The organism is Dechloromonas sp. H13 (assembly GCF_009469615.1).
Lineage (GTDB): Bacteria > Pseudomonadota > Gammaproteobacteria > Burkholderiales > Rhodocyclaceae > Azonexus.
The window spans coordinates 311782-336540 of sequence record NZ_SSXX01000003.1; the positions used below are offsets into that span (position 1 = coordinate 311782).

The 24759-nt window shown below is 63.8% G+C and carries 28 protein-coding genes and 1 tRNA gene; 9 read left to right on the plus strand and 20 right to left on the minus strand.

Annotated features, from left to right (window positions below; all coding sequences use genetic code 11):
* Positions 1–28: 28 nt before the first annotated feature.
* The 8 genes from fabF to GH660_RS09790 all read right to left on the minus strand — a co-directional run bounded on the left by fabF (position 29) and on the right by GH660_RS09790 (position 6065).
* Positions 29–1264, minus strand: coding sequence for a beta-ketoacyl-ACP synthase II (gene fabF / locus GH660_RS09755; protein WP_153146468.1), 1236 nt, complete (start codon positions 1262–1264; stop codon positions 29–31).
* Positions 1265–1335: 71 nt separating this feature from the next.
* Positions 1336–1572, minus strand: a complete 237-nt coding sequence (gene acpP / locus GH660_RS09760; RefSeq protein WP_153146469.1) for an acyl carrier protein — start codon at positions 1570–1572, stop codon at positions 1336–1338.
* Positions 1573–1644: 72 nt separating this feature from the next.
* Positions 1645–2385 (minus strand): 3-oxoacyl-ACP reductase FabG, encoded by a 741-nt coding sequence (gene fabG / locus GH660_RS09765; protein WP_153146470.1) that lies wholly within the window; start codon positions 2383–2385, stop codon positions 1645–1647.
* 3 nt (positions 2386–2388) lie between these two features.
* Positions 2389–3315: an ACP S-malonyltransferase gene (gene fabD, locus GH660_RS09770; protein ID WP_153146471.1), complete on the minus strand. Its 927-nt coding sequence runs from the start codon at positions 3313–3315 to the stop codon at positions 2389–2391.
* A gap of 17 nt (positions 3316–3332) precedes the next feature.
* Positions 3333–4292 carry a beta-ketoacyl-ACP synthase III gene (locus GH660_RS09775; RefSeq protein WP_153146472.1) on the minus strand — a complete coding sequence of 320 codons (960 nt, stop codon included), beginning with the start codon at positions 4290–4292 and terminating at the stop codon, positions 3333–3335.
* The gene (gene plsX / locus GH660_RS09780; RefSeq protein ID WP_153146473.1) at positions 4293–5324 is read right to left on the minus strand and encodes a phosphate acyltransferase PlsX; all 1032 of its coding nucleotides are present in this window, start codon (positions 5322–5324) and stop codon (positions 4293–4295) included.
* A 54-nt stretch (positions 5325–5378) separates the two neighbouring features.
* Positions 5379–5558 carry a 50S ribosomal protein L32 gene (gene rpmF, locus GH660_RS09785; protein ID WP_153146474.1) on the minus strand — a complete coding sequence of 60 codons (180 nt, stop codon included), beginning with the start codon at positions 5556–5558 and terminating at the stop codon, positions 5379–5381.
* Between the two features lie 18 nt (positions 5559–5576).
* On the minus strand, positions 5577–6065 hold the full coding sequence (locus GH660_RS09790) for a DUF177 domain-containing protein (RefSeq protein WP_228276443.1): 489 nt from the start codon (positions 6063–6065) through the stop codon (positions 5577–5579).
* Positions 6066–6176: 111 nt separating this feature from the next.
* Here GH660_RS09790 and GH660_RS09795 point away from each other — a divergent pair, with 111 nt between their 5' ends.
* Positions 6177–6761 carry a nucleoside triphosphate pyrophosphatase gene (locus tag GH660_RS09795; protein WP_153146476.1) on the plus strand — a complete coding sequence of 195 codons (585 nt, stop codon included), beginning with the start codon at positions 6177–6179 and terminating at the stop codon, positions 6759–6761.
* On the plus strand, positions 6758–7468 hold the full coding sequence (locus GH660_RS09800) for an SAM-dependent methyltransferase (RefSeq protein ID WP_153146477.1): 711 nt from the start codon (positions 6758–6760) through the stop codon (positions 7466–7468). Before GH660_RS09795 ends, GH660_RS09800 begins: the two co-directional genes overlap by 4 nt.
* Before the next feature lie 6 nt (positions 7469–7474).
* Here the strand turns inward: GH660_RS09800 and GH660_RS09805 are convergent, their stop codons facing one another.
* From GH660_RS09805 to GH660_RS09820, 4 genes are read right to left on the minus strand one after another with little or no spacing between them, the layout of a single operon-like run.
* Positions 7475–8437: a S49 family peptidase gene (locus GH660_RS09805; protein ID WP_153146478.1), complete on the minus strand. Its 963-nt coding sequence runs from the start codon at positions 8435–8437 to the stop codon at positions 7475–7477.
* Entirely contained in the window at positions 8430–8789 is a 360-nt protein-coding gene (locus tag GH660_RS09810) for a Rieske 2Fe-2S domain-containing protein (RefSeq protein ID WP_153146479.1), read from the minus strand. The genes GH660_RS09805 and GH660_RS09810 overlap by 8 nt, the downstream gene beginning before the upstream one ends.
* Positions 8768–9418: an HAD family hydrolase gene (locus GH660_RS09815; RefSeq protein WP_153146480.1), complete on the minus strand. Its 651-nt coding sequence runs from the start codon at positions 9416–9418 to the stop codon at positions 8768–8770. Before GH660_RS09815 ends, GH660_RS09810 begins: the two co-directional genes overlap by 22 nt.
* Positions 9419–9423: 5 nt before the next feature.
* Positions 9424–10431, minus strand: coding sequence for an RluA family pseudouridine synthase (locus GH660_RS09820; protein WP_153146481.1), 1008 nt, complete (start codon positions 10429–10431; stop codon positions 9424–9426).
* A 396-nt stretch (positions 10432–10827) separates the two neighbouring features.
* On the opposite strand from GH660_RS09820, the gene GH660_RS09825 reads away from it, so the two are divergent.
* Positions 10828–13506, plus strand: coding sequence for an Rne/Rng family ribonuclease (locus GH660_RS09825; protein ID WP_153146482.1), 2679 nt, complete (start codon positions 10828–10830; stop codon positions 13504–13506).
* A 66-nt stretch (positions 13507–13572) separates the two neighbouring features.
* Here GH660_RS09825 and GH660_RS09830 read toward each other — a convergent pair whose 3' ends face one another.
* On the minus strand, positions 13573–14055 hold the full coding sequence (locus GH660_RS09830) for a low molecular weight protein-tyrosine-phosphatase (protein WP_153146483.1): 483 nt from the start codon (positions 14053–14055) through the stop codon (positions 13573–13575).
* A complete protein-coding gene (uvrB, locus tag GH660_RS09835; RefSeq protein ID WP_153146484.1) occupies positions 14052–16124 on the minus strand; it encodes an excinuclease ABC subunit UvrB in 2073 nt (690 codons plus the stop codon). Before uvrB ends, GH660_RS09830 begins: the two co-directional genes overlap by 4 nt.
* A gap of 73 nt (positions 16125–16197) precedes the next feature.
* Between uvrB and GH660_RS09840 the strand changes: the two genes are divergently transcribed.
* Positions 16198–17406, plus strand: a complete 1209-nt coding sequence (locus GH660_RS09840; protein ID WP_153146485.1) for an amino acid aminotransferase — start codon at positions 16198–16200, stop codon at positions 17404–17406.
* 60 nt (positions 17407–17466) lie between these two features.
* Here GH660_RS09840 and GH660_RS09845 read toward each other — a convergent pair whose 3' ends face one another.
* Positions 17467–19119 carry an AsmA-like C-terminal region-containing protein gene (locus GH660_RS09845; protein WP_153146486.1) on the minus strand — a complete coding sequence of 551 codons (1653 nt, stop codon included), beginning with the start codon at positions 19117–19119 and terminating at the stop codon, positions 17467–17469.
* 82 nt (positions 19120–19201) lie between these two features.
* Between GH660_RS09845 and GH660_RS09850 the strand changes: the two genes are divergently transcribed.
* Both GH660_RS09850 and GH660_RS09855 read left to right on the plus strand, forming a co-directional pair.
* Positions 19202–19277, plus strand: a tRNA-Asn gene (locus tag GH660_RS09850).
* 99 nt (positions 19278–19376) lie between these two features.
* Positions 19377–19613: a hypothetical protein gene (locus GH660_RS09855; protein ID WP_153146487.1), complete on the plus strand. Its 237-nt coding sequence runs from the start codon at positions 19377–19379 to the stop codon at positions 19611–19613.
* 370 nt (positions 19614–19983) lie between these two features.
* Here GH660_RS09855 and GH660_RS09865 read toward each other — a convergent pair whose 3' ends face one another.
* Both GH660_RS09865 and GH660_RS09870 read right to left on the minus strand, forming a co-directional pair.
* Positions 19984–20316 carry a hypothetical protein gene (locus tag GH660_RS09865; protein ID WP_153146489.1) on the minus strand — a complete coding sequence of 111 codons (333 nt, stop codon included), beginning with the start codon at positions 20314–20316 and terminating at the stop codon, positions 19984–19986.
* Between the two features lie 144 nt (positions 20317–20460).
* Positions 20461–20814 (minus strand): hypothetical protein, encoded by a 354-nt coding sequence (locus GH660_RS09870; protein WP_153146490.1) that lies wholly within the window; start codon positions 20812–20814, stop codon positions 20461–20463.
* Between GH660_RS09870 and GH660_RS09875 the strand changes: the two genes are divergently transcribed.
* A complete protein-coding gene (locus GH660_RS09875) occupies positions 20798–21034 on the plus strand; it encodes a hypothetical protein (RefSeq protein WP_153146491.1) in 237 nt (78 codons plus the stop codon). The two genes, GH660_RS09870 and GH660_RS09875, sit on opposite strands and share 17 nt — an antisense overlap.
* Positions 21035–21075: 41 nt before the next feature.
* On the opposite strand, the gene GH660_RS09880 is transcribed toward GH660_RS09875, so the two are convergent.
* The gene (locus tag GH660_RS09880) at positions 21076–21651 is read right to left on the minus strand and encodes a DNA-3-methyladenine glycosylase I (RefSeq protein WP_153146492.1); all 576 of its coding nucleotides are present in this window, start codon (positions 21649–21651) and stop codon (positions 21076–21078) included.
* Positions 21652–21769: 118 nt separating this feature from the next.
* Here GH660_RS09880 and GH660_RS09885 point away from each other — a divergent pair, with 118 nt between their 5' ends.
* Together GH660_RS09885 and GH660_RS09890 are read left to right on the plus strand one after the other, a co-directional pair.
* The gene (locus GH660_RS09885) at positions 21770–22138 is read left to right on the plus strand and encodes a YajD family HNH nuclease (RefSeq protein ID WP_153146493.1); all 369 of its coding nucleotides are present in this window, start codon (positions 21770–21772) and stop codon (positions 22136–22138) included.
* A 16-nt stretch (positions 22139–22154) separates the two neighbouring features.
* Positions 22155–22571 (plus strand): secondary thiamine-phosphate synthase enzyme YjbQ, encoded by a 417-nt coding sequence (locus tag GH660_RS09890; RefSeq protein ID WP_153146494.1) that lies wholly within the window; start codon positions 22155–22157, stop codon positions 22569–22571.
* 2 nt (positions 22572–22573) lie between these two features.
* Here GH660_RS09890 and GH660_RS09895 read toward each other — a convergent pair whose 3' ends face one another.
* On the minus strand, positions 22574–23623 hold the full coding sequence (locus GH660_RS09895; RefSeq protein WP_153146495.1) for a serine endopeptidase: 1050 nt from the start codon (positions 23621–23623) through the stop codon (positions 22574–22576).
* A complete protein-coding gene (locus GH660_RS09900; RefSeq protein WP_153146496.1) occupies positions 23620–24543 on the minus strand; it encodes a DUF808 domain-containing protein in 924 nt (307 codons plus the stop codon). Before GH660_RS09900 ends, GH660_RS09895 begins: the two co-directional genes overlap by 4 nt.
* Positions 24544–24759 lie beyond the last annotated feature (216 nt).

Genomic DNA, 24759 nt, shown 5'->3' on the forward strand with positions numbered 1-24759 from the left:
GTTCAATTCCTGGCGGAAACGCGGTGGTCTAGACGCGCTTGAAGACCAGCGAGCCGTTGGTCCCGCCAAAGCCGAAGTTGTTCTTCAGCGCGAACTCGATCTTCATCGGCCGCGCCGCGTTGGCGCAGTAGTCCAGGTCGCATTCCGGATCCTGGTTGAAGATGTTGATGGTCGGCGGCGAAATCTGGTGATGGAGGGCCAGCACGGTGAACAGCGACTCGACGCCACCGGCGCCGCCCAGCAGGTGGCCGGTCATCGACTTGGTCGAATTGACAACGATCTTGTACGCTGCATCGCCGAAGGCGGCCTTGATCGCATCCGACTCGTTCTTGTCGCCGAGCGGCGTCGAGGTGCCGTGGGCATTGACGTACTGCACGTCGGACGGCGTCACGCCGGCGTTCTTCAGCGCATTGACCATTGAGCGGCGCGGGCCGTCCATGTTCGGCGCGGTGATGTGGTAAGCGTCGGCGCTCATGCCGTAGCCGGCCACTTCGGCGTAGATCCTGGCGCCGCGCGCCTTGGCGTGCTCGTATTCCTCGAGCACCAGGACGCCGGCGCCTTCGCCCAGCACGAAGCCGTCGCGGTCCTTGTCCCACGGACGGCTGGCGGTCGCCGGGTCGTCGTTGCGGGTGGACAGGGCGCGGGCGGCACAGAAGCCGCCGAGGCCGAGCGGCGAGACCGTCGATTCGGCGCCACCGGCGATCATCACGTCGGCGTCGCCGTATTCGATGATGCGGGCGGCTTCCCCGATGGAGTGCGTACCCGTTGTGCAGGCCGTGACGATGGAGAGGTTCGGGCCCTTGAAGCCGAACTCGATCGACAGGTTGCCGGAGATCATGTTAATGATCGAACCGGGAACGAAGAACGGGGAAACCTTGCGCACGCCGGCAGCATTGTATTCGTCCTTGGTTTCCTCGATCAGCGGCAGGCCGCCGATGCCGGACCCGATGGAGACGCCGACGCGCTCGGGGTCAGCCGCACCTTCCTTGTCCAGACCGGCGTCGCGCACGGCCTGGATGCCCGCCGCCAGGCCGAAATGGATGAACTTGTCCATGCGGCGGGCGTCCTTGGCCGAAATGTACTGCGTGACATCGAAATTCCTGACCTCGCCGGCGAACTGTACCGGGAAGGCGGAGGTATCGAATCGGGTGACGGGCGCAATGCCGGAACGGCCGGCAATGATGTTCTGCCAACCTTCTTCGACACTATTGCCGACCGGGGAAATGAGGCCGAGACCAGTAACTACGACTCTACGACGTGCCAAGGTGAGCTCCGCAAGCAAATGTAGCAAGGCCGGCCATGCGGGCCGGCCTTGCCAGGATCAACCGAAATGGATTACTTCTTGTTGGCGAGGATGAAATCGACCGCCTGCTGGACCGTGGTGATCTTCTCAGCTTGTTCGTCGGGGATCTCGCACTCGAATTCTTCTTCCAGTGCCATGACCAGTTCGACGGTGTCCAGGGAATCCGCGCCCAGATCGTCCACAAAAGAGGACTCGTTCTTGATGTCCGCTTCGTTCACACCCAGTTGTTCGGCGACGATTTTCTTGACGCGCTCTACGATGTTATCCATTCGAAAAACTCCTTCCCCTCAGGGGTACGAAAAAAACGTTGTGATTCTACCAAAAGCCGGGGCTTGGGGAAATCAATCCATGAACATGCCGCCATTCACGTGCACAGTCGTGCCCGTGACATACGCGGCGGCAGGTGAAACCAGGAATCCGACGGCACCGGCGATATCTTCCGGCGTACCGGCACGGGCCAGCGGAATGGATGCCAGCATGGCCGCCTTCTGCTCATCGGTCAAGGCATGCGTCATGTCGGTGGCGATGAAGCCCGGGGCGACACAGTTGACCGTGATGTTGCGGCTGCCGAGTTCACGGGCCAGCGAGCGGCTCATGCCGGCAACACCGGCCTTGGCGGCGCAGTAGTTGGCCTGCCCGGGGTTGCCCGAATAGCCGACGACCGAAGTGATATTAACGATGCGGCCGAAGCGCGCCTTCATCATGCCGCGCATGACGCCGCGCGAGAGGCGGAAGACCGCCTTCAGGTTGGTGTCGATGACGGCATCCCACTCGTCGTCGCCCATGCGCATGGTCAGGTTGTCGCGCGTGATGCCGGCGTTATTGACGAGCACGGTGATGGCGCCGAATTCCTTGGCCAGGTCGGCCAGCACGGCGTCGGTCCGGGCGGCGTCCGTGACGTTAAGCGCGATGCCGCGGCCCTTGATGCCGGCTTCGGCCAGGTAGGCGGAAATTGTCCCGGCACCCTCTTCGCTGGTCGCAGTGCCGATCACGGTGGCGCCCTGCCGGCCCAGTTCGAGCGCGATGGCGCGGCCAATGCCGCGGGTGGCGCCGGTCACCAGGGCGATCTTGTCGTTCAGCATCGCTTACTCCAGGCCAATGTTGGCGTCGATGGCCGCGGCATCGGCCAGCGCGACGCCGGCGATGCCGTCGGCGCAGCGTTTGGTGAGACCGGCCAGCACCTTGCCGGGGCCGCACTCTGCCACGGTCGACACGCCCATGGCAGCCATTTTCTGGACGGTCTCGACCCAGCGCACCGGATTGTAGGCCTGGCGGACCAGCGCATCCTTGATGCGGGCCGGGTCGTTTTCGATGGCGACATCGACGTTGTTGATTACCGGGATGGCCGGCGCCTTCAGCGTCAGTTCGGCCAGGCGGGCGCCCAGTTTGTCGGCCGCCGGACGGATCAGCGACGAATGGAACGGCGCGGAAACCGGCAATGCCTTGGCCATCTTGGCCCCGCGCGCCTTGCAGGCTTCCATCGCGCGTTCGACGGCGGCCTTGTGGCCGGCGATCACGGTCTGGCCGTTGGCGTTGAAATTGACCGGTTCGACGACTTCACCCTGCGCCGCCTCGGTGCAGGCGGCGACGATGCCGGCATTGTCGAGGCCGAGTACGGCGGCCATGGCGCCGGTGCCGAGCGGCACGGCTTCCTGCATGGCGGCGGCGCGCAGGCGAACCAGCGGCACGGCATCCTTGAAATCGATGACGCCGGCGGCGACCAGCGCGGAATATTCGCCGAGGCTGTGGCCGGCGACGACGGCCGGCTTCCGGCCGCCCTTTTCGCACCACAGGCGCCAGGCCGCGATGCCGGCGGTCAGCATGACCGGCTGCGTGTTGACCGTTTGGGTCAGGGTTTCGGCGGGGCCTTCGGCGACCATGGCCCACAGGTCGTCACCGAGCGCGGCGGACGCCTCGTCGAAGGTGGTGCGAACCACGGCGGCGTCGCCGTAGGCGGCCATCATGCCAACGCTCTGCGAGCCCTGGCCGGGAAAAACGAATGCAAAAGACATGTCCGGAGTCTCCTGGATCAGAATTCGAGCAGGGCCGCGCCCCACGTAAAGCCGCCGCCGACGCCTTCCAGCAGCACTTTCTGGCCGCGCCGGATGCGTCCGTCGCGGACCGCCTCGTCGAGCGCCAGCGGCACCGAAGCCGCCGAGGTATTGCCATGGCGATCGACGGTCACGATGACCTTGCTGCGGTCGACGCCGAGCTTCTTGCCAGTCGCCTCGATGATGCGGATGTTGGCCTGGTGCGGAATCAGCCAGTCGACCTCGTTCGTCTGCATTCCTGCAGCCTGGCAGACTTCCTCGGCGATGTCGGCGAGGACGCGCACGGCGAACTTGAAGACCGCCTGGCCGTCCATGCGCAGGAACGGGTCGCCGGTAACCTGGCCGCCGCAGATCTGGCCAGGTACGTTCAGGATGCCGTTCTGGCTGCCGTCGGCATGCATCGCGGTGGCCAGGATGCCGGGCTTGTCCGACGCTTCAAGGACGACGGCACCGGCCCCGTCGCCGAACAGCACGCAGGTACCGCGATCGTTCCAGTCGAGAATGCGCGAAAACACCTCGGCGCCGATGACCAACGCCCTCTTGTGGCTGCCGGAGCGGATGAATTTCTCGGCGATGCCCAGTGCATAGGCGAAGCCGCTGCACACCGCCTGTACGTCGAAGGCCGCGGCCCCTTTGTTGCCCAGCTTGCCCTGGATCAGGCAGGCAGTGCTCGGGAAGATGAAATCAGGCGTCGAGGTGGCAACGATGATCAGGTCGATCTCGCCAGGCGTCACGCCGGCCATTTCAATTGCACGCTGGGCGGCGATCAGGCCGAGTTCGCTCGACGTCGTGCCGGGTTCGGCCAGGTAGCGGCTACGGATGCCGGTGCGGGTGACGATCCATTCGTCGTTGGTGTCGATGCCCCGCGCCGCCAGATCGTCATTGGTGACGGGAAGGCCGGGCAGACAACTGCCGGTGCCGATCAGGCGTGCAAACATTCAGGTGCTCTCCTCCGCGCTGATTGCTTCCGGTTCGGCCATTTCGGTAATGCGCGTGGCGATGCGCTCGAGCACGCGATTCTCCGCGGCATCGTAGGCGCGACCGATGGCGAAACCGAAGGAAAAGGCATCGGCCGAGCCGTGGCTCTTGACCGAAATCCCGCGCAGTCCGAGCAGGATCGCGCCGTTGTAGCGGCGATGGTCGAAGCGTTGCTTGAAATTGTTGAGGACCGAAATGGCGATCATCGCCGCCAGTTTGGTCAGCCAGTTGCGCTTGAACTCGGCACGCAGCGCGGAGCCCAGCATCTGGGCCAGGCCTTCCGAAGTCTTCAGCGCCACGTTGCCGACGAAGCCGTCGCAGACGACGACGTCGGCGTCGCCCTTGTAGATGCCATCGCCCTCGACGTTGCCGATGAAATTGAGGCCCGAGTTGCGTAGCAGTTCGGCGGCCGCCTTGACCGCCTCGTTGCCCTTGATTTCTTCCTCGCCGATGTTGAGGATGCCGACGGTCGGACGTTCCTTGTGCTCCATCGCCGAGACCAGCATGGCACCCATGATGCCGAACTGCAGCAGGTGTTCCGGCCCGCAGTCGACGTTGGCGCCAAGATCGAGCATGTGGGTGTGCCCACTGGAGGTCGGCAGCGGCGCGCAGATGGCCGGGCGCTCGATGCCCGGCAGCATCTTGAGGACGAAACGCGAGATCGCCATCAGGGCGCCGGTGTTGCCGGCCGAAACGCAGGCATCCGCCTCGCCGTTCTTGACGAGGTTGATCGCCACCCGCATCGACGAATCCTTTTTGCCGCGCAGTGCAAGCGCGGGCGATTCATCCATGCCGACGACTTCGGAGGCGTGCACCACGCGCAGGCGCGGGTTCGCATCCTGGCCGGCCAGCAGGGGCCGCACGATTTCCTCGCGCCCGACAAGGATCAGACTGGCGCCGGGGTGATCTTCCAGGAAGCGGAGCGCCGCCGGCACCGTCACCGACGGTCCGTGGTCTCCCCCCATGCAATCGATGGCAATGCGGGCTGTCATGGCAAAAGAAAAGGCAGGCGGCCCGCGACGGACCGCCTGCCCTTCAATTAACGATTACTCGCCCTTGGCCTTGAGAACCTTCTTGCCGCGGTAGAAACCGTTGGGCGAAATATGGTGGCGCAGATGCGTTTCGCCGGTGGTCGGCTCGACGGCCAGCGGCGGGTTGGTCAGGAAGTCGTGGGCGCGATGCATGCCACGCTTGGACGGGGATTTTTTGTTCTGTTGAACGGCCATGTTGTTACTCCAAAAAAATCAGTTCGGCTTACCTTTCAGCTCCGCCAGTGCCGCGAACGGATTGATCCGTTCGCCGACATCGGCGGCGCCGGGCAAACCACATCTTTCGTGCCGCGGCGCGACCGGAAGGGCCAGAAGGATTTCATCCTCCACCAACTCGGCCACATCCAGTTCGCCCGCCACCGGCAGGAAATCCCGGGTGTCGTCTTCCAGCTCATCCTGCGACAGTTCGCTATCTTCGGAAATCAATTCCAGCTGGCTGTCGACATCGAGTTCGAAATGGATAGCCTCCAGGCAACGCTGGCAAGCCAACGGGAGCACCCCGTTCACCTGCAGACGCAGCATGGATTGTCCGCGCTCTCCCTTGTACCCCTGAAGCCGGAAAGTGACCTCTCCGGAAACCTCCGCCAGCAGATCGTGCAGGCGCTCCAGGCTGGTGACGGCCAGCGCTCCTTCCAGAACACGACCATCACGGGCAAATGCGAAACTATCCGAAATCTTCTTCAATCCTGAGCGGTTCCGACTTAAACGCGAGATAATAGTATTTTTAGCATTCCAAGTCAAAACTAAGTGCTGCCTCAAGAGTCTTTTGCAAGCACTTGTCGCAACAACACATTTATGTCCCCGAAACAACTCGTACTTGCGTCCACCTCGCCCTACCGGCGCGAACTCCTTGCCAAACTCGGCCTGCCCTTCGCGGTCGCCAGCCCGGAAACCGATGAAACCCCGCTGCCCGGCGAATCACCGATCACGACGGCGCTGCGTCTGTCCGAGGCCAAGGCGCGTGCCGTGGCGCAGCAGTTTCCCAAGGCATTGATCATCGGCAGCGACCAGGTCGCCGAAATGGATGGCCGCGTGTTCGGTAAGCCGGGGACGCACGCACGGGCGGTTGCGCAACTGCGGGAGCTTTCGGGCAGGACCGTCAATTTCTTCACCGGTCTTTGCGTCCTCGATGCGCAGACCGGGGAAGCCGAGGTGCGTGGCGTCCCCACGCTGGTCGGCTTTCGCGAGCTGAGCGACGCGGAAATCGAGAACTACCTGCGCCGCGAACCGGCCTACAACTGCGCCGGGTCGGCCAAATCCGAGGGTCTGGGGATCGCGCTGCTGAGCCGCATTCAGGGCGACGATCCGAATGCGTTGGTCGGGCTGCCGCTGATCACGCTCTGCGACTTGCTGCGCAAGCATGGAATGACCGTACTGTGACGAGCGGCACGCTTTATCTGATTCCCGTGCCGCTTGGCGCCGTTGCGCCCGAACTGTGTCTGCCGGCGACGGTCCTTGAGCAGGTACGGCCGCTGACGCAGTTCGTTGTCGAGAACGCCAAGTCGGCGCGTGCCTTTCTCAAGGCCGTAGGAACCGATGCGCCGTTGCAAGCGCTGCAACTTGAAGAACTCAACGAACATACCCGGCCCGAGGCGCTGGATCGCCTGCTCGCTCCGCTGCGCGCCGGACACGATGTCGGCCTGATTTCCGAAGCCGGCTGCCCGGCGGTCGCCGACCCGGGCGCCGACCTGGTGGCGCTGGCGCAGCGCGAGGCGATCCGCATCGTGCCACTGATCGGCCCGTCGTCGCTGCTGCTGGCTTTGATGGCTTCCGGCCTCAACGGCCAGCGCTTCGCGTTTCACGGCTACCTGCCGGCCAAGGAGGCGGAGCGGGACAAAACCCTGCGCGAACTGGAAAGCGAATCGCGCAAGCGCCGCCAGACGCAGATTTTCATCGAAACGCCCTACCGCAACCGGCAACTGCTCGACGGTATCCTTAAGGCGTGCCAGCCGGGCACCCGGCTGACGCTGGCAACCGATCTCAGCCTGCCCGGCGAATCGGTGCTGACGCGAACGGTTCAGCAGTGGAAAAAACAGACGCCGCCCGAAATCGAGCGGCGTCCGACGGTGTTTCTGCTCCTCGCCTGAGCGATATCAGCGCAGGCGGACCGCAGCGGCGCTCTCGAAAATGCCGTTCCAGAAGCTGTTGACCGCACCTGCCCCGAGACGCTTGGCAAAACGCTCGGCGATATTCTCCTTGACGGTGTAGTCGAGCACCTTTTCTGCCTTGATCACGTCGCGGGCGACCGAATCGACGGTGCCGTAATCATCGGCGAGCCCCAGCTTGATGCTCTGCTCGCCGGTCCACATCAGCCCCGAGAACATGTCAGGCGTTTCCTTCAGGCGCTCGCCGCGGCCGGCCTTGACCACCTCGATGAACTGCCGGTGAATTTCGTCGATCATGGCGCGGGCGTGCGCCTCCTGGCCGGGGTTCGGCGGCGAGAAGGGATCGAGGAAGCCCTTGTTGGCTCCCGAGGTCAGCAGGCGCCGGTCGACGCCGAGTTTTTCCATCGTTCCGGTAAACCCGAAGCCGTCCATCAAGACCCCGATCGAACCGACGATGCTCGCCTTGTTGACGTAGATCCGGTCGGCGGCCGCGGCGACGTAGTAGCCGCCCGAGGCGCAGATGTCTTCGACCACGACGTAGAGCGGCGTCTGCGGATGTGCGGCGCGCAGGCGGCGGATTTCGTCATTGATGATGCCGGCCTGGACCGGGCTGCCGCCGGGGCTGTTGATGCGCAGGACGACGCCGGCGACGTTCTTTTCCTTGAAGGCGCTCTGCAGCGACTCGAGCATCTTTTCGGCATTGGCCGCGCCTTTCGACTCGATGGTGCCGGCAATGTCGATCAGCGCCGTGTGGCGCTCCTGATGCGACGTTTCGGTGCCCCAGTCGACCAGTGCAGCGAGCACCAGTGTCAGGTAGACGAAGCCCAGCATCTTGAAGAAGATGCCCCAGCGCCGGCCGGCCTTCTGTTCCTGAAGCGCCGAAAAGACCAGTTTTTCGAGCGTGCGCCGTTCCCAGTCCGAGGAATTGTTGGGGGGTTGGGGATTATCCATGTGCAACTTCTTCTGTTAGAAAGACCTGACCATTCGCTTCAGCGACCGGCAACGCGACCAGCCCCCTGCCATGGCAGCGGCCGCCCAGACACTGGCCCGAATCCGGAGCATAAAGCGCGCCATGGACCGAGCAGATCAAGTATAGCTTGGAATCGTCGAAGAACTCTCCCGGTTGCCAGTCGAGTTGCGCCGGAACATGGCCGCATTCGTTGAGATAGCCACGGACCTGCCCCCGAAAGCGGATGACGAAGGCCGCCGCTTCCCGCTGCCGCCAGTTGACGGTAAAGCAGACGCCCTTGCCGGCATCGGCAAGCTCGGCGCTGGCGCAGATCAGGCGTTGGATTTCAGCCAAGATTCGAGTTCCGCGACGGTATGGAGGCAGGCTAGCGGCCCCTGCTCGGCCAGATGGTCGTGCGGATGGGCGCCATAGGTGACGGCCAGACCGTCGACGCCGGCGTTCCGGGCCATCAGCAGGTCGTGCGAGGTGTCGCCGATCATCACGGTCGACGCGGCGGAAACGCCGAATTCGGCCATCAGTTCGTCGAGCATCTGCGGGTGCGGCTTGGAATGGCATTCGTCGGCGCAACGCGAGGCATGGAACAGCGGACGCAGGCCGGAATGGTCCAACGCACGGTCGAGGCCGACGCGGCTCTTGCCGGTGGCGATGGCCAGCAGATGGCCGGCGGCCTGCAAGTCGGCGAGCAGTTCGGGAATGCCCTCGAACAGCGTCAGTTCATGGTCGCCGGACAGGTAATGGAAGCGGTAGCGTTCGGACATCGCCTGGTAGCGTTCCGGCTTCAGGTCAGGCACCGCCTGGCGCATGGCATCCACCAGGCCGAGGCCGATCACGTGGCGCGCCTGGGCGTCGTCGGGTTCCGGTAGTTCGAGATCGCGGCAGGCCGCCTGGATGGCGCGCACGATGGCACCCGCGGAATCGAGCAGGGTGCCATCCCAGTCGAAGACGATCAGTTCGTATTTCATGCGCTTCAGAGGATTTTCCCGAGAAATTGTTCCAGATTGTCGGCCGTGAATTCCCGCGTATTTTGGGCGTCGACCGCAGCGATGTGGCTGCCGATACCGTCCGGCAGCGGCGCGATGAACTCCAGTGGCGCCGCCGTCAGCGGATGCCGGAAGGCCATGCGCCAGGCGTGCAGCGCCATGCGCTTGAGTCCGTGGCGGCGGAGTTCCTTGTTGACGGCGAAATCGCCGTATTTCTCGTCGCCGAGAATCGGAAAGCCGAGATGCGCCAGATGGACGCGAATCTGGTGCGTCCGCCCGGTCTTCAGCTGCGCCTCGAGCAGGCTCATTCCCGGCCAGCGTGCCAGCAGGCGGAAGACCGTATGCGACGCCTTGCCCTGCGCATCGACCGCCACCCGCCGCTCGCCGCCGTCGGTCAGATATTTGTGCAACGGCAACCGGACGTGCTGGGTGGCGTTCATCCATCGTCCCTTGACCAGCACCAGGTAGCGCTTGTCGGCCCCGGCGCCGTGTTCGCGGAACATGTCGTGCAACGCCGTCAGGGCCAGCCGCTTCTTGCCGACCAGCAGGATGCCGGAGGTTTCGCGGTCAAGCCGATGCGCCAGTTCGAGAAATTTCGCCTGCGGCCGCTGCCGGCGCAGGGCCTCGATGACCCCGAAGCTGACGCCGCTGCCGCCATGCACGGCGATGCCTTCCGGCTTGTCGACGACCAGCAGCGCCTCGTCTTCATAGAGGACGGGCAGCTCCACGCGCTGCTTGGCCGCTTCGTCGACCTCGTCCTGCGCCCGCTCGGCGACCCTGATCGGGGGAATGCGCAACTTGTCGCCGGCGCGCAGGCGATACGTCGCATCGACCCGCCCGCTGTTCACTCGCACCTCGCCGCTGCGCAGAATGCGGTAGAGGTGGCTTTTGGGCACGCCCTTGCAGACGCGGATCAGGAAGTTGTCGAGGCGCTGGCCCTGCTCTTCGTCGCCGATCACCAGGTGGGTGACCGAATTGTTACCAGCGCTGTTCATTTTCTAATATACTGCCCACGTTTTGCGTCTCGGTTTGCAAGAGATGCCGAACCGTCAGACCGTTTGCCCCGCGCTCAAGGCGCGACCGTCACGCGGCAGGCTCGAAGTCTCACTTGCGCGACCTGCGCAAGCCAGACCAACGCAAAACGACTGGTTAAGTTCACTCACCAAAAGTAGTGATGTTAATGGATTAGCCCGCCGTAAGCACGCACGGATCGCCCGTTGCAGGAATTTCAGGTTGCGCATTTCAATAAAAAACACGCAACCGTTTGTTGATCAGCACATTCATCGTCGCTCTTGCCCTCATCCACAATGACGCAACCCGATAAAGAAACTGTCGCTGCCTGAACGGGCGTTTCGTTGCCGCGTGCCCAAGCGCGCCGGAGCCCAAAAACAATGAAACGCATGCTTTTCAATGCGACACAGGCCGAAGAACTACGTGTCGCCATTGTCGATGGTCAGAAACTGATCGATCTCGACATTGAATCGGCCGCCAAAGAGCAACGCAAGAGCAACATCTACAAGGGTGTCATCACCCGCATCGAGCCCAGCCTCGAAGCCTGCTTCGTCGATTATGGCGCCGAGCGGCACGGTTTTCTGCCGTTCAAGGAAATCTCCCGATCGTATTTCCAGCCCGGCGTCGAAGTCGGCCGCGCCAAGATCAATGAAGCACTCAAGGAAGGCCAGGAACTGATCGTCCAGGTCGACAAGGACGAGCGCGGCAACAAGGGCGCCGCCCTGACCACCTACGTGTCGCTGGCCGGCCGCTATCTTGTGCTGATGCCGAACAACCCGCGCGGCGGCGGCGTATCGCGCCGTGTCGACGGCGACGAGCGTGCCGAACTGCGCGAAATCATGGATCAGCTCGAAGTGCCCAACGGCATGAGCCTGATCGCCCGCACTGCCGCCATCGGCCGTCAGGCCGAGGAACTGCAGTGGGACCTGAACTACCTGCTGCAGCTGTGGAGCGCCATCGAAGGCGCCGCCCAGCAGCAATCGGGCGCCTTCCTGATCTACCTCGAAGGCAGCCTGGTCATCCGCGCCATCCGCGACTACTTCCAGCCGGACATCGGCGAAATCCTGATCGACACCGACGAGGTCTACGAGCAGGCGAAGGCATTCATGGGCACGGTCATGCCGGGCAACGTCAACCGCGTCAAGCGCTATCACGACGACGTGCCGCTGTTCTCTCGCTTCCAGATCGAGCACCAGATCGAAACCGCCTTCGCCCGCCAGGTCAACCTGCCCTCCGGCGGCGCCATCGTCATCGACCATACCGAGGCGCTGGTGGCGGTCGACGTGAACTCCGGGCGCGCCACCAAGGGCGCCGACATCGAGGAAACGGCGTTCAAGACCAACATCGAAGCGGCCGAAGAACTGGCACGCCAGCTACGCCTGCGCGACCTCGGCGGCCTGATCGTCATCGACTTCATCGACATGGAAAACCAGCGCAACCAGCGCGAAGTCGAGAACCGCCTGCGCGACGCGCTACGCTTCGACCGCGCCCGCGTCCAGATGGGCAAGATCAGCCGCTTCGGCCTGATGGAACTGTCGCGCCAGCGCCTGCGCCCGGCCCTCGCCGAAACCAGCTACATCCCCTGCCCGCGCTGCACCGGCACCGGCCACATCCGCTCGGCCGAATCCGCCGCGCTGCACATTCTGCGCATCCTCGAAGAGGAAGCGATGAAGGAAAACACCGGCGCCGTGCATGTCCAGGTGCCGGTCGATGTCGCTACCTTCCTGCTCAACGAGAAGCGTCCGGACATCCAGGCCATCGAACTGCGCCACAAGGTCACCATCCTGCTGATTCCGAACGTTCATCTCGAGACGCCGGCGCACACGATCACCCGTCTGCGCCACGACGATCTGAACAACGACGACGTGCGCGCGCCCTCCTACAAGATGGTCGATACGCCGGTCGAGGAAACCGCTCGCCCCGGCGGCAGCAAGGACGAAGCGGCGAAGCCGCGCCAGGAGGCCGTCATCAAGAGCATCTCCCCCGAGCAGCCGGCGCCCAACCTGCCGGAAAAGACGGTCGCCCCGGCCCCGGCGCCGGTGGCTGCACCGCCCGAAACCGGCCTGTTCACGAAGATCATGTCGTGGTTCCGCAGTTCGCCGAAGCCGGTCGAGGCAACTCCGGCACCAGAGCCGGCCAGGAAGCCGCGCGAAGGCCGTGGTGACGGCCGGCGCGAGCGCAACGACAACCGTCGCGGCGGCCGCAACGGCGGGCGCCGGGACGAAGAGCGCGGCGAGCGGAGCGAGCGCCAGGATCGCGGAAACCGCAACGAGCGCAGCGAACGCGGCGAGCGCAACGTGGAAAAGGCCCCGCGCGAGGAGTCGACCGCAGCAAGCGGCGAGCGTCAGGAACGCAAGCCGCGCGGCGAACGCAAGGAGCGGCGCGAGCGCCAGCAGCCGGAAGCGGTGGAGAACAAGCAGGCGCCGGAACTGCTCGCGGCCGAGGTTTCGGCCGCCATCGGCAGCGGTGAGAACGCGCCCGAGGGCGTCGGTGCCGAGGATCAGGGCAACCGTCGCCGTGGTCGTCGTGGCGGCCGCGGACGCGGCGAGCGTCGCAACGAAGGCGATGTCGGCGCAGCGACGCCCGTCGCCGCTGCAGTCGCAGTCGCCACGGAAGCCGCGCCTGCAGTTATTTCCGAAGAAACAGTGGTCGTTCCCGCCCCTGTTGCCGAGGTTTCCGTCGCCGCGGCAGTTCAGCCGGAGGCGCCGGCGCCCGAAGTAGTGGCGCAACCGGTAGTCCAGCCGGTCGTCGAGGCTGTCGCACCGGCGATTCCCGAAGTCGTGGCCGCGCCGGTCGTCGAGGCGGTGATTCCGCCGGCTGTTGCGGTCGACGTCCAGGAAAGCCCGGAAATCGTGGTTCCGCCGGTCGTCATCGCAGCGCCGGTGGCGGTCGACCTCGACAAGACGCTGGCCGAAAGTGGCCTGGTGCTGGTGCAGACGACCGCGCCGGCCGTGGTCGCCCAGCCGGAAGCGCCGCCCAAGCTCGGCCGTGCGCGCAAGCCGAAGGTCGTCGAGGCGGGCAGCGACGAGCCGCTGGTGATCGTCGAAACGCAGAAATAAGCTCAGGCGATCAACAGAAAGGGCACCCGCGGGTGCCCTTTTTCATTGCCTGTCCGGACAGCCGGTTCATTCAGCGGCTATTTTCTTCTTGATATCGTCGACCAGCCCGCGCGCGGCATCCTCGACCATGTCGAGCACCAGGTCGAAGCCGTGCCCGAGCCCGTAGTAGGGATCGGGTACCTCGTCGTCGTCGAAATTCCTGGCGTAATCCATAAACAGCTTGATGCGCTCGTGCGCCTCGGGCGGCGCCATGCGGCGCAGGTTGTCGAGATTGGTCTTGTCCATGGCCAGGATCAGGTCGAAGTAGTCGATATCCTGGCGGGCGACCTTGCGCGCGCGCAGTTGCGACAGGTTGTAGCCACGCGCCGCCGCTGCCCGCTGGGTCCGCGAGTCCGGCGCCTCGCCGACGTGATAACCATGGGTTCCCGCAGAGTCAACTTCAACAATGCTTCCCAGGTTATTGTTTTTTATAAGTTGTCTTAACACGACTTCGGCCGTCGGGGAACGACAGATATTCCCCATGCAGACCAGCAGCACGCGATAGCTCATCTTGTCTCGTCTCCATCCCGGTCATGCTGCGCCGCGCCGAACACCCGCTCCCGCAGGCGGAACAAATCGTCGCGGGCGGCTGCCGCTTTTTCGAATTCCAGGTTTCTTGCGCACTCGAGCATCTGCTTTTCGAGGCGCTTGATTTCCCTTGCCACCGTCTTCTCATCCATGGCCTCGTAAGCCGCCTGTTGCTGCGCTGCCTTGAGCTCGCCCCTGGCCGACTCGACATCGTAGACCCCGTCGATGATGTCCTTGATTTTCTTGGACACCCCGCGCGGTGTGATGCCGCGTTCGGTGTTGAAGCCGATCTGCTTTTCGCGCCGCCGCTCCGTTTCGGCGATCGCCCGCTGCATGGATTGCGTAATCGTATCAGCATAGAGGATGGCTGTGCCATTGATATGGCGCGCTGCGCGGCCGATGGTCTGGATCAGCGAACGCTCGGAGCGCAGGAAGCCTTCCTTGTCGGCATCGAGGATGGCGACCAGCGACACCTCGGGGATGTCCAGCCCTTCGCGCAGCAGGTTGATGCCGACCAGCACGTCGAATTCGCCAAGGCGCAGGTCGCGGATGATGTCGACGCGCTCGACGGTATCGATGTCCGAGTGCAGGTAGCGCACCTTGATGCCGTTCTCGGCAAGAAAGTCGGTCAGGTCCTCGGCCATGCGCTTGGTCAGCGTGGTGACCAGTACGCGCTCGCCGGCATCGACGCGCGTCCGGATCTCGCCGAGCAAGTCGTCGACCTGGGTCGACGCCGGGCGCACGCAGACCTTCGGGTCGATCAGGCCGGTCGGCCGGACGACCTGCTCGACGACCTGTCCGGCGTGCTGGTTTTCGTACTCCGCGGGGGTTGCCGAGACGAAGATCGTCTGCCGCAGGTGGGCCTCGAACTCGTTGAACTGCAACGGCCGGTTGTCGAGCGCCGAAGGCAGCCGAAAACCGTAGTCGACCAGGTTTTCCTTGCGCGAACGGTCGCCCTTGAACATGCCGCCGACCTGGCCGATGGTGACGTGCGACTCGTCGATGAAGATCAGGGCATCCGGCGCCAGGTAGTCGATCAGCGTCGGCGGTGCCTCGCCGGCCCGGCGCCCGGAAAGGTGCCGCGAATAGTTCTCGATGCCCTTGCAGAAGCCGATCTGGTCGAGCAGTTCAAGGTCGAAACGGGTTCGCTGTTCGATGCGCTGGGCTTCGACCAGCTTGTTGCTGCGGGTGAAGAAGTCGATCCGCTCGCGCAACTCGTCCTTGATCGCTTCGATCGCGCGCAGCACGGTGCTGCGCGGGGTGACGTAGTGCGACGCGGGGAAAACGGTGAAACGCAGCGTCTTGTGCAGCAGATGGCCGGTCAGCGGGTCGAAGAACTGCAGGCTTTCGATTTCGTCGTCGAACAGCGAGACGCGGATGGCATGCTCGGCGTGTTCGGCCGGAAAGATGTCGATGATGTCGCCGCGCACCCGGAAGATGCCGCGGTGAAAATCCATCTCGTTGCGCTCGTACTGCATGTCGCTCAGGCGCTTGATCATGGCGCGCTGGTCGAGCTTGTCGCCGACCCGCATGGTCAGGATCATGTTGTGATATTCGTCGCGGTCACCGATGCCGTAGATGCAGGAAACGGTGGCGACGATGACGACATCGCGCCGCTCGATCAGGCTCTTGGTCGCCGACAGGCGCATCTGTTCGATATGATCGTTGATCGAGCTGTCCTTTTCGATGAACAGGTCGCGCGACGGCACATAGGCCTCGGGCTGGTAGTAATCGTAGTAGGAAACGAAATACTCGACGGCGTTCTCCGGAAGGAATTCCTTGAATTCGGCGTAGAGCTGCGCCGCCAGCGTCTTGTTCGGTGCCAGCACCAGCGCCGGGCGTCCGGTGCGCGCGATGACGTTGGCCATCGTGTAGGTCTTGCCGGAACCGGTCACGCCGAGCAGGGTCTGGAAGGAAAGACCGTCCTCCAGGCCTTCGACCAGCTGGCGAATCGCCTCGGGCTGGTCGCCGGCCGGCGGAAAGGGCTGATGCAGCCGATACGGGCTGCCCTCGAAGCAGACAACCGGGATGCTGGTCTTGGTTTCGCTCATGTTAAAATTCTTCGGTTTTTCGCGTGTGGCAAGGGTGCTGCGCGCATTGTTCGTATTATTCCACGGAGTCTTTATGTCCTCTTCGATCTTCGCTGCGGTGGAAATGGCCCCGCGCGACCCCATCCTCGGCCTGAACGAAGCATTCAACGCGGATGCCCGCAGCACCAAGGTCAACCTCGGTGTCGGCGTCTATTTCGACGACAACGGCAAGATTCCGCTGCTCGCCGCCGTCAAGGCCGCCGAGGACGCCCGGGTCAAGGCCGCCCTGCCGCGCGGCTACCAGCCGATCGAAGGCAACCCGGCCTACAACACCGCCGTTCAGAACCTCTTGTTCGGCAAGGATTCCGAGCTGCTGGCCAACGGCCAGGTCATCACCGCCCAGGCGCTTGGCGGCACCGGCGCCCTGAAGGTCGGCGCCGATTACCTGAAGCGCCTGAACCCGGACGCCAAGGTCTATATCAGCGACCCATCGTGGGAAAACCACCGCGCGCTGTTCGAGTCCGCCGGCTTCGTGGTCGAGAACTACCCCTACTACGACGCCGCCACCCGCGGCGTGAACTTCGCCGGCATGAAAGCCTGCCTGCAGGGCCTGCCCGCCGGCTCCGTCATCGTCCTGCATGCCTGCTGCCACAACCCGACCGGCGCCGATCTCTCCGACGCCCAGTGGGCCGAAGTGGTCGCCGTTTGCCAGGAGCGCGGTCTGGTGCCCTTCCTAGACATGGCCTACCAGGGCTTTGCCGACGGTATCGATGCCGACGCCGTGGCCGTGCGCGCCTTTTCGAAGTCCGGCCTGCAGTTCTTCGCTTCCAGCTCGTTCTCCAAGAACTTCTCGCTGTACGGCGAGCGTGTCGGCGCGCTGTCCATCGTCACCGCCGGCAAGGAAGAGGCTGCCCGTGTGATGTCGCAAGTCAAGCGCGTCATCCGCACCAACTATTCCAATCCGCCGACCCACGGCGGCGCCCTAGTCGCCGGCGTCCTCGCCTCGGCCGAACTGCGCGCCCAGTGGGAAGCCGAACTGGCCGGCATGCGCGACCGCATCCGCGCCATGCGCACCGGGCTGGTCGACGCCATCAAGGCGACCGGTTGCGCCCAGGACTTCTCCTTCGTCGCCCAGCAGCGCGGGATGTTCTCCTACACCGGCCTGACCGCCGCGCAGGTCGAACGCATGAAGGAAGAATTCGGCATCTACGCCGTGTCGACCGGCCGCATCTGCCTGGCGGCGCTGAATACGAAGAACGTCGATTATGTTGCGAAGGCGATTGCCACCGTGACCAAGGGCTGAGTTCCTTTCGACGAAAACGGATGGCGAGGCTGCGGCCTCGCCATTTTTTTGTCCGGCCGATCAGCGGGTGCTGGCCGCCTGCAGGTTGGGCAGCGTCCCGCTGACCCGGATCGGCAGGGTGAGCGAGGACACCGAGGTCTGCATGGTGACCAGCAGATTGCTGTCCACCTGGCGCTCGCGGTTGGCGACAAATTGGCCGGCCGCGGTAAACATGCCGGCGTTCAACGTCAGGTCTCGTCCGATCACCTGGCGCGGGTCGATGCTCACCCGTACCGCCAGGCGATCAAACTTGGTGCTGCCGGCCCGCACCAGCGAGCCATTGCCGCGCCGCGCCGCCTCGCCCAGATCGACGCCGTTCAGTACGCCGCGCACGACGACCGCATCCAGCACCGCCTCGGCGCTCCCCCACATCGCCTGCCAGTTGCTGCCGGCGCCGCGCAGGCGAAGGCTGCCCATCAAATCCCCTTCCAGCGCAAGCGACGGGGCAAAAAGGGCGGTTACCTTGCGGCAGTCGAGCCGTTCCAGCTTAGCGTCGCCTGCCATCGTCAGGCCCCTGCTCCAGTCCAGCAGCCAGCTGCCTCGCAGCACGCCGCCCAGCGTTCGTGAATCGAAGCTTTGAACCGTCAGTTTGCCTTTCTGCAGGACGGCTTGCGCCTGCAGGGAATCGAAAGTCAGCGGAAACTCGTCGGTCGGGCGCCAGCCCAATCCCTCGACCTTCATTAGCGGTCCCTGGCCGCCTGGCTCGACTTCCATGCGCAAGGTGCGGTCGACGGTCTGCAGGGCCGCTTTTTCAACCTGGCCGTTGCCGTGGAATTTGATGTCGCCATTCAGTTCGCCAAGCGCCAGCGGGCCGGCAACGACCGTCATGCGCTCGATGGTGGCATGCCTGATCAGCGCTTGTGCCGGCGCACGGCCCGCTTCGGGGGCGAGGATCGACAACCCGGCAAGGTGATCGGCGAGAACCCTACCGCCCGCGATTTCGACGCGCTCGAGAATGTGCGCACCGGAACCGAGCATCGAAAAAAGGGAATAGATGCGCACCTGCTCGATCACCGAATCGCCACGTTCCCCGATGCGTATGTCGGAAAGCAGCAAGCCCGGCTTGGGTAGCAGTTTCAGCTGGACGTTGCCAACGCGAACAGGCGTTTGCCAGGTCCGCACGAGTTCGCTTTCGATGCCGGGCTTGAAGCGCTCGTAAGGGAAAAACAGCAGAATCGCCACGGCAATCAGCAGCACCGACACCAGGGCGATTGCGACGATCGTCAGCGGAGAACGCCGGGCGCCGCGCTCATTCCTTTCCGTTGCCGGCTCGTTGCCGTTTGCATCAGGGCCGCCAGCCGGTGGCCTGGATCTTCCAAACGTGGAAAAACTGCTTGCCATGCTGGCATCCTGGCGCGAATCACCGGGCGCCGAACGCGTGCCGAACGCAACGCTCGACACCGCGGCAGCCTTCAGGCGCTCGACCCGCAATTTGCTCTCCTGCCAGACCGACACGGCCTCCAGGGTCGGCGCGATATAGCCCCCCTCTTCCAGTTCGCGCAATGCACCTTCGACGAGACGCGGATCACCGATCTTGGCGCTCAACTCGGCAACGGTCAGCTTGCCATCCACCTGCACGAGCACCATGCGCAAACTGCGTTGAACGACACGGGTGCTTTGACGAACGGCCTCATCCCCGATCGGGGTTTTGGCGAATATCAGTTTTGGATCCATTGGGAAAATAAAATTTTTTTGCCAGTATATCCCGCATTCGCTTGACCGGACGGCTTTTACTGACTATTATGCGCGCCTCTGTTCCTCGATAGCTCAGTCGGTAGAGCGCCGGACTGTTAATCCGTAGGTCCCTGGTTCGAGCCCAGGTCGGGGAGCCAAAAGCTTCAAGCACTTAGCCCAGTTCAAAAGACTGGGCTTTTTGCTTTTCAGGATCGCCGAAACTCGAATCCGGTGCTCGACACAGAAAGGCCATCATCATGCCCAGGATCATCTGCGAGAAATACGAAAACGGTGTGCTCGTCGAGCGCCAGACCGAAGGTTCGAACTTCGAGCCGTGGAAATGGGGCATGCTTGCCCTGCATCTGGTCGTCGCCGCGAGCTTGGCGGTGCTGGCTGCCGTGGCGGTGCGCGACAGCCTGGCACTCGGCAATGCCGTCATGACCGATGAGTCGGCCCCAACAAGCTGCGAAGAACAGCCGAAATTTAGATCGTAGGGACGATTACCCGGCGCTATCGTTTGTCCGACTCGGCTGCTTCGAAGGCTTTCCGGATGGCTTCTTCTTCGGCCGCCCTCTCGTCCACGAAAGCAGCCATTTGTCCGAACCAGTCCGAGCGCGTGAACTCATCTTCATTGACCGTGGGCATTCTACGTTCAACGCTGCGCCGGCGCTCCTTCCATCCTTCGGGCGGCCCGACGTCATTCACACGTCTGTCACAGAGCTTACGAAGTTCGACGTGTTTTGTGGCCATCATACGACCTCTTGAAATTGCTTATTGACTCCAGGCTCCGGGAATCCGGAACCATCCAGTGGTTTCCATTCCATCTTAGTAAAGTTCGGCTTGCTGTAAAGTAATTGGGGCAGTTCAGGTGCGGAGTTCCTTTTCCTCCCAGAGTGCCTTGGCAAACACTTTCCAGGTGCTTCCGCCATGGCTCTTGACGCCGACCGAGGCGCTTTCCTCCATCGTTCTCAGCATGATCCCGGCCAGGCCGAAAAGATCGACCTTGGCCAGAAGTCTATGGTCCACCGGACCGGAAGCAGCGATCCTGACATCCTCCTGCAGGTGATCGAGCGCTTCCCTGGCCAAGGCCCTGACTTGGGGCTCATCCGACCAGTCAATACCGAGCACGACGCCCTTGCGTTCAATTTCCCGCTCGATTTCATCGGTATCGGCACGGTAATTTTCGAATCCCGCCATGGTTTTCTCCGGTCCAAGTAATTCGGCGACAGGCAACCGCTGGTGGCCGCCACGTACAGTATGCATCACTCGGTCATGCCGGACGCGGTGCGGATGCCAGCAGAATTTTCCGATGGCTGCCGGTGATTCGTCCTTTCGGTGCCCCTAAACTGCCCGGATACGCCACAACAAATAAGGCCCGACCGCGGTCGAGGCCACTTCCAGAACCCACAGGCGACCCGCGCGCAGGTCGTAGTTAGCGAACAGCGCGGACCATGAATGGCCGCCGACACTGTGAACACGCCCTGGCATCACGCACCACGCCGCGAACATGCGGATCATGGCGAGCAATCCTTCAAGCAAGAAATCCTCCGGCGCGGGCCCTGCGCAAGCCGCCATTTTTTTGCGACCGTGAAATGCGCCACAGTCGGGGCGGCCTGTCCGGCGATAGGCTACGCAAAAAGGAGGATTGGCAATGTCTACCCAAAAAGGCGCATCGATCATGAACAGCATCGTCATGGAAGCGTTTCGCGCCAAGGCAGCGGTGGGCAACGACCAATGGAAAGGGGTTGGCGCAATCCTTCGGAAGGCGATCGACGAACGGCCCGGCGCCCCTACCGGGGAAACGTCGGCGGACAGGCCCGAATCAGCAGCGACGGATGCCGCGAATGCCCCGAAGTCACCCCGCTCGATTCCGGATTGCGTCTGCGCCCTTCTGCGCCGGAGCCCCGGTCACTGAGCTACGACCGCCAAGCCTGAACGCCCGGATGGCGGGCGGCATCATCCGCCGAATTGATCCCTGAGCTCGGCATGGCGCGGGCAGCTCACCAAATGATCGTTGACCATGCCGGCGGCCTGCATGAAGGCGTAGCAGATCGTCGAGCCGACGAACTTGAATCCCGCCCGGCTCAAGGCCTTGCCCATCGCGTCCGAATGCGCCGTCTTCGCTGGTACTTCGGCGAGCGAATGCCAATTGTTCTGGATCGGCACCTGATCGACGAATTGCCACAGGAAATCGCCGAAAGACTGGCCGCTTTTCGCCATCGCCAGGTAGGCTTGGGCATTGCCGATGGTCGCCGCCACCTTGGCGCGATTGCGCACGATACCCGGGTCGGCCAGCAGCGCGGCAACTTTCGTGTCGTCATAGCGGGCGATCAGGGTCGGGTCGAAGCCGTCGAAAAGGCGCCGGTAGTTTTCCCTCTTCTTCAGGATCGTCGACCACGATAGCCCGGCCTGCGCTCCTTCCAGAATCAGCAGTTCGAAGAGCGCCCGGTCGTCGCGCAACGGTACGCCCCACTCCGTATCGTGATATTCGCGGTAGAGCTCAAAGCCCAGGCACCAGGGACAGGGTTCCATATGGTTGCAGCCGACGGACAGAGGAAGCGTCAGTCTACCGGCTGCCGTCGTCCCTGTCCCGGGTGGGAACGCCTCGCGTATGATTGACGTCACAACAGATGAACAGCCTGGGTAAATCATGAAAGCCATCGATCACGACCGCCTCGACAATGTGGTTCTCGCCGCCCGCAAGAGCGCCGAGGCGCGCGCTGCGGGCTATCGCGAACGGGCCCTGAAGATCTATCCGTGGATCTGCGGCCGTTGCGCGCGGGAATTCACGCTGGCCAACGTGCGCGAATTGACCGTTCACCACCGCGACCACAACCACGACAACAATCCGCCCGACGGAAGCAACTGGGAACTGCTCTGCGTGTATTGCCACGACAACGAACACCAGAAGCAGATCGAGGCCGACCGGGGGTATACTGAAGACGGTACGGCGCGCCGCGGCGGCGCCACCCACAATCCGTTCGCGGCCCTGCAGGGGCTGCTCAAGGACAAATCCTGATTTTCCGGCGACGCCCGTGGCAACCGAACAGCATCGTCTGACCATTGCGACGCGCGGCCGCGGCGCCACCGAAATTTCCCGGGAAGTCGCCGCCATCGTGGCATCTGCCGCGGTCGACACCGGAATAGCCCACATTTTCGTGCGCCATACCAGTTGCGGGCTGGCGATCACCGAAAACGCCGATCCCTCGGTGCGCGGCGATCTCGAAACGCTCATGCGACGCTGGGCGCCGGACGGTGATCCGGGCTATCGCCACGACCTCGAAGGCGAAGACGACATGGCTGCCCACGCCCGCTCGCTGCTGACCGGCGTTTCGCTGAGCGTGCCGTTCGCCGGCGGCCACCTGCTGCTCGGCACCTGGCAGGGCATCTATCTTTTCGAGCACCGTACCCAGAGGCACCAGCGCGAAATCGTCGTCACCCTGCTCGGCTGACCTCAGCCCGCTGCCGATTCCCGCGCCGCGGCGCCGCAGGCATGACAGAAGCGCGCAAAGGCGCTCTTCCTTTCGTTGCACTTCCCGCAGTGGTCGAACAGGCAGATGCCGCAATGCGGGCAATAGTCGATCGCCGTGTTGGTCAGGTCGACCGGCCGTTCGCAGCCCGGGCAGACCTTCTTGGCCAGACGCGCCAGCGCCGTGTCGTAGCCCAGCTCCTTGCGCCGCTCTACGTCGGGCAGCGCCTCGGCCTGTTTCTGCCGTTCCAGATAGCGGTTCAGCGCGACGATGGCATAGCGCCCGACCAGCACGGTGATGACGATGCCGACCACGTAGCGCACGTAGCCGCCGTAGCTCGGCAGGTAGGGCGCGAGCTCGACGAAGAAGGCGAACAGCGCAAAATAGATGAAGCCCCAGACGAACGGCCACCAGGTGCTCTGGCGCTTTTTGGCAAACAGCCAGCCGGCGATGCCGAGCAGTGGTAGGGTCAGCGTCAGGCGGTAGAGGAAGACCCGCAGCTCCTGGCTGCGCAGTTCGGTCGCCAGCTTTTCCGCGGCGGTCTGTTCCAGTTCGCGCAGTTGACCCTGCGCCCGCGCCTCGGCCTGCTGGGCGTCGAGCAGCGTCTGCTGCTGCGCCTCGACGTCGCCCAGCGCCTTGCGTTCGGCACTCTTGAGGTCATCCAGTTCCTGGGTGCGGGCGATCAGTTCCGGGTCCTGGTCGGCGCGCCGCGTGGCCTGGCGGGTGGCCAGCCAGTTGTTGAAGGTTTCGCGCGCCGCGACGGAATTGGCGCGCGCCGTGCTGTGCTTCAGGCGCGCCTGCTCCAGCCGCTCCTGCGCGTCCTGGCGGGTCTTCTGGGTCGTCTTGATGGTGCCGCGGGCCTGCGATGCCGCCGGCTGGTCGATGAAGTCTTCCAGCGTGTAGTTGTGCTCGACCTTGGGCAGGTTGCGGACGACGGTGCCGCCCAGCCCGATCAGGAAGCTGGCGAAGACGAAGGCGACGACCCACAGGCCGAAGCGGAACCACTTTTCCGAAAGGCGCAGCGCCTTGCTCATGACTTGTCCCCCTTGAACATTTTCACCGCCCGGCCCGCCAGGCCGACCACCAGCATGGCCAGCGCGCCGCCGACGATGCCGACCGCCACGTTGAGCAGCAGCGCAACGACGCCCCCGAGCACCCCGACGTTGGCCGCGACGGCTTCGATGGCATGATGTACCGGCGCAATGCCATGCACCAGGATGCCGCCACCGACCAGGAACATCGCGGCGGTGCCGATCACCGTCAGCGCCTTCATCAACTTCGGCGCCGCCGCCAGCAACCATTTGCCGATGAGCTGCGCCGGCGCGTTGCCGCGCTCCAGCAGGTAGAGTCCGAGGTCGTCCATCTTGACGATGCCGGCGACGATGCCGTACACGCCGACCGTCATCAGCAGGCCGATGCCGGCGAGCACCGCGACCTGGGTGGCGAACGGCTGGCCGGCGACGGTGCCGAGCGCGATGACGATGATCTCGGCTGAAAGCACGAAATCGGTGCGGATGGCACCCTTGATCTTCTCCTGCTCATACGCCGCCAGATCGACGCTCGCATCGGCTACCGCGGCGAGTTCCTCGGCGTGATGCGCGGCGTCCTCTTCCGCGGTATGCAGCCACTTGTGCGCCAGCTTCTCGACGCCTTCGAGGCACAGGTAGAAGCCGCCCAGCATCAGCAACGGCGTCACCGCGCCAGGGATGAAGGCGCTGATCGCCAGCGCCGCCGGCACCAGGATCACCTTGTTCTTCAGCGAACCGACCGCCACCGCCCAGACCACCGGCAGCTCGCGCTCGGCGCGCACGCCGGAAACCTGTTGCGCGTTCAGGGCCAGATCGTCGCCGAGGACGCCGGCGGTCTTCTTGGCGGCGACCTTGGTCATGACGCCGACGTCGTCGAGAATCGTCGCGATATCGTCGAGCAATGCGAGCAGGCTGGCTCCGGCCATCGTGGTCTTCCGTTCCGTGTGATATGACAAACGCCGTCCGCTACGCGATGTGGATTGCCTGCGGGCGACCGGCGAAGCATAGCGCAAATGGCGTAATTTCCGGGCAGCACTGAAAAAAGCGCGATTTCAGTGAGCCATTTTCGTCTGCCGCGGTCAAACGTTCGCATGCAGTTTCGGTATAGTGGAAGGCCTGCGCCGACATGCCGCAGAACGATC

Coding starts and splice junctions, on each gene's coding strand:
- acpP (WP_153146469.1), bottom strand. CDS start 1,572: ATGGATAACATCGTAGAGCGCGTCAAGAAAATCGTCGCCGAACAACTG.
- fabG (WP_153146470.1), bottom strand. CDS start 2,385: ATGCTGAACGACAAGATCGCCCTGGTGACCGGCGCCACCCGCGGCATT.
- fabD (WP_153146471.1), bottom strand. CDS start 3,315: ATGTCTTTTGCATTCGTTTTTCCCGGCCAGGGCTCGCAGAGCGTTGGC.
- GH660_RS09775 (WP_153146472.1), bottom strand. CDS start 4,292: ATGTTTGCACGCCTGATCGGCACCGGCAGTTGTCTGCCCGGCCTTCCC.
- plsX (WP_153146473.1), bottom strand. CDS start 5,324: ATGACAGCCCGCATTGCCATCGATTGCATGGGGGGAGACCACGGACCG.
- rpmF (WP_153146474.1), bottom strand. CDS start 5,558: ATGGCCGTTCAACAGAACAAAAAATCCCCGTCCAAGCGTGGCATGCAT.
- GH660_RS09795 (WP_153146476.1), top strand. CDS start 6,177: ATGTCCCCGAAACAACTCGTACTTGCGTCCACCTCGCCCTACCGGCGC.
- GH660_RS09805 (WP_153146478.1), bottom strand. CDS start 8,437: ATGGATAATCCCCAACCCCCCAACAATTCCTCGGACTGGGAACGGCGC.
- GH660_RS09815 (WP_153146480.1), bottom strand. CDS start 9,418: ATGAAATACGAACTGATCGTCTTCGACTGGGATGGCACCCTGCTCGAT.
- GH660_RS09820 (WP_153146481.1), bottom strand. CDS start 10,431: ATGAACAGCGCTGGTAACAATTCGGTCACCCACCTGGTGATCGGCGAC.
- GH660_RS09825 (WP_153146482.1), top strand. CDS start 10,828: ATGAAACGCATGCTTTTCAATGCGACACAGGCCGAAGAACTACGTGTC.
- GH660_RS09830 (WP_153146483.1), bottom strand. CDS start 14,055: ATGAGCTATCGCGTGCTGCTGGTCTGCATGGGGAATATCTGTCGTTCC.
- uvrB (WP_153146484.1), bottom strand. CDS start 16,124: ATGAGCGAAACCAAGACCAGCATCCCGGTTGTCTGCTTCGAGGGCAGC.
- GH660_RS09840 (WP_153146485.1), top strand. CDS start 16,198: ATGTCCTCTTCGATCTTCGCTGCGGTGGAAATGGCCCCGCGCGACCCC.
- GH660_RS09845 (WP_153146486.1), bottom strand. CDS start 19,119: ATGGATCCAAAACTGATATTCGCCAAAACCCCGATCGGGGATGAGGCC.
- GH660_RS09855 (WP_153146487.1), top strand. CDS start 19,377: ATGCCCAGGATCATCTGCGAGAAATACGAAAACGGTGTGCTCGTCGAG.
- GH660_RS09865 (WP_153146489.1), bottom strand. CDS start 20,316: ATGGCGGGATTCGAAAATTACCGTGCCGATACCGATGAAATCGAGCGG.
- GH660_RS09875 (WP_153146491.1), top strand. CDS start 20,798: ATGAACAGCATCGTCATGGAAGCGTTTCGCGCCAAGGCAGCGGTGGGC.
- GH660_RS09870 (WP_153146490.1), bottom strand. CDS start 20,814: ATGACGATGCTGTTCATGATCGATGCGCCTTTTTGGGTAGACATTGCC.
- GH660_RS09880 (WP_153146492.1), bottom strand. CDS start 21,651: ATGGAACCCTGTCCCTGGTGCCTGGGCTTTGAGCTCTACCGCGAATAT.
- GH660_RS09885 (WP_153146493.1), top strand. CDS start 21,770: ATGAAAGCCATCGATCACGACCGCCTCGACAATGTGGTTCTCGCCGCC.
- GH660_RS09895 (WP_153146495.1), bottom strand. CDS start 23,623: ATGAGCAAGGCGCTGCGCCTTTCGGAAAAGTGGTTCCGCTTCGGCCTG.
- GH660_RS09900 (WP_153146496.1), bottom strand. CDS start 24,543: ATGGCCGGAGCCAGCCTGCTCGCATTGCTCGACGATATCGCGACGATT.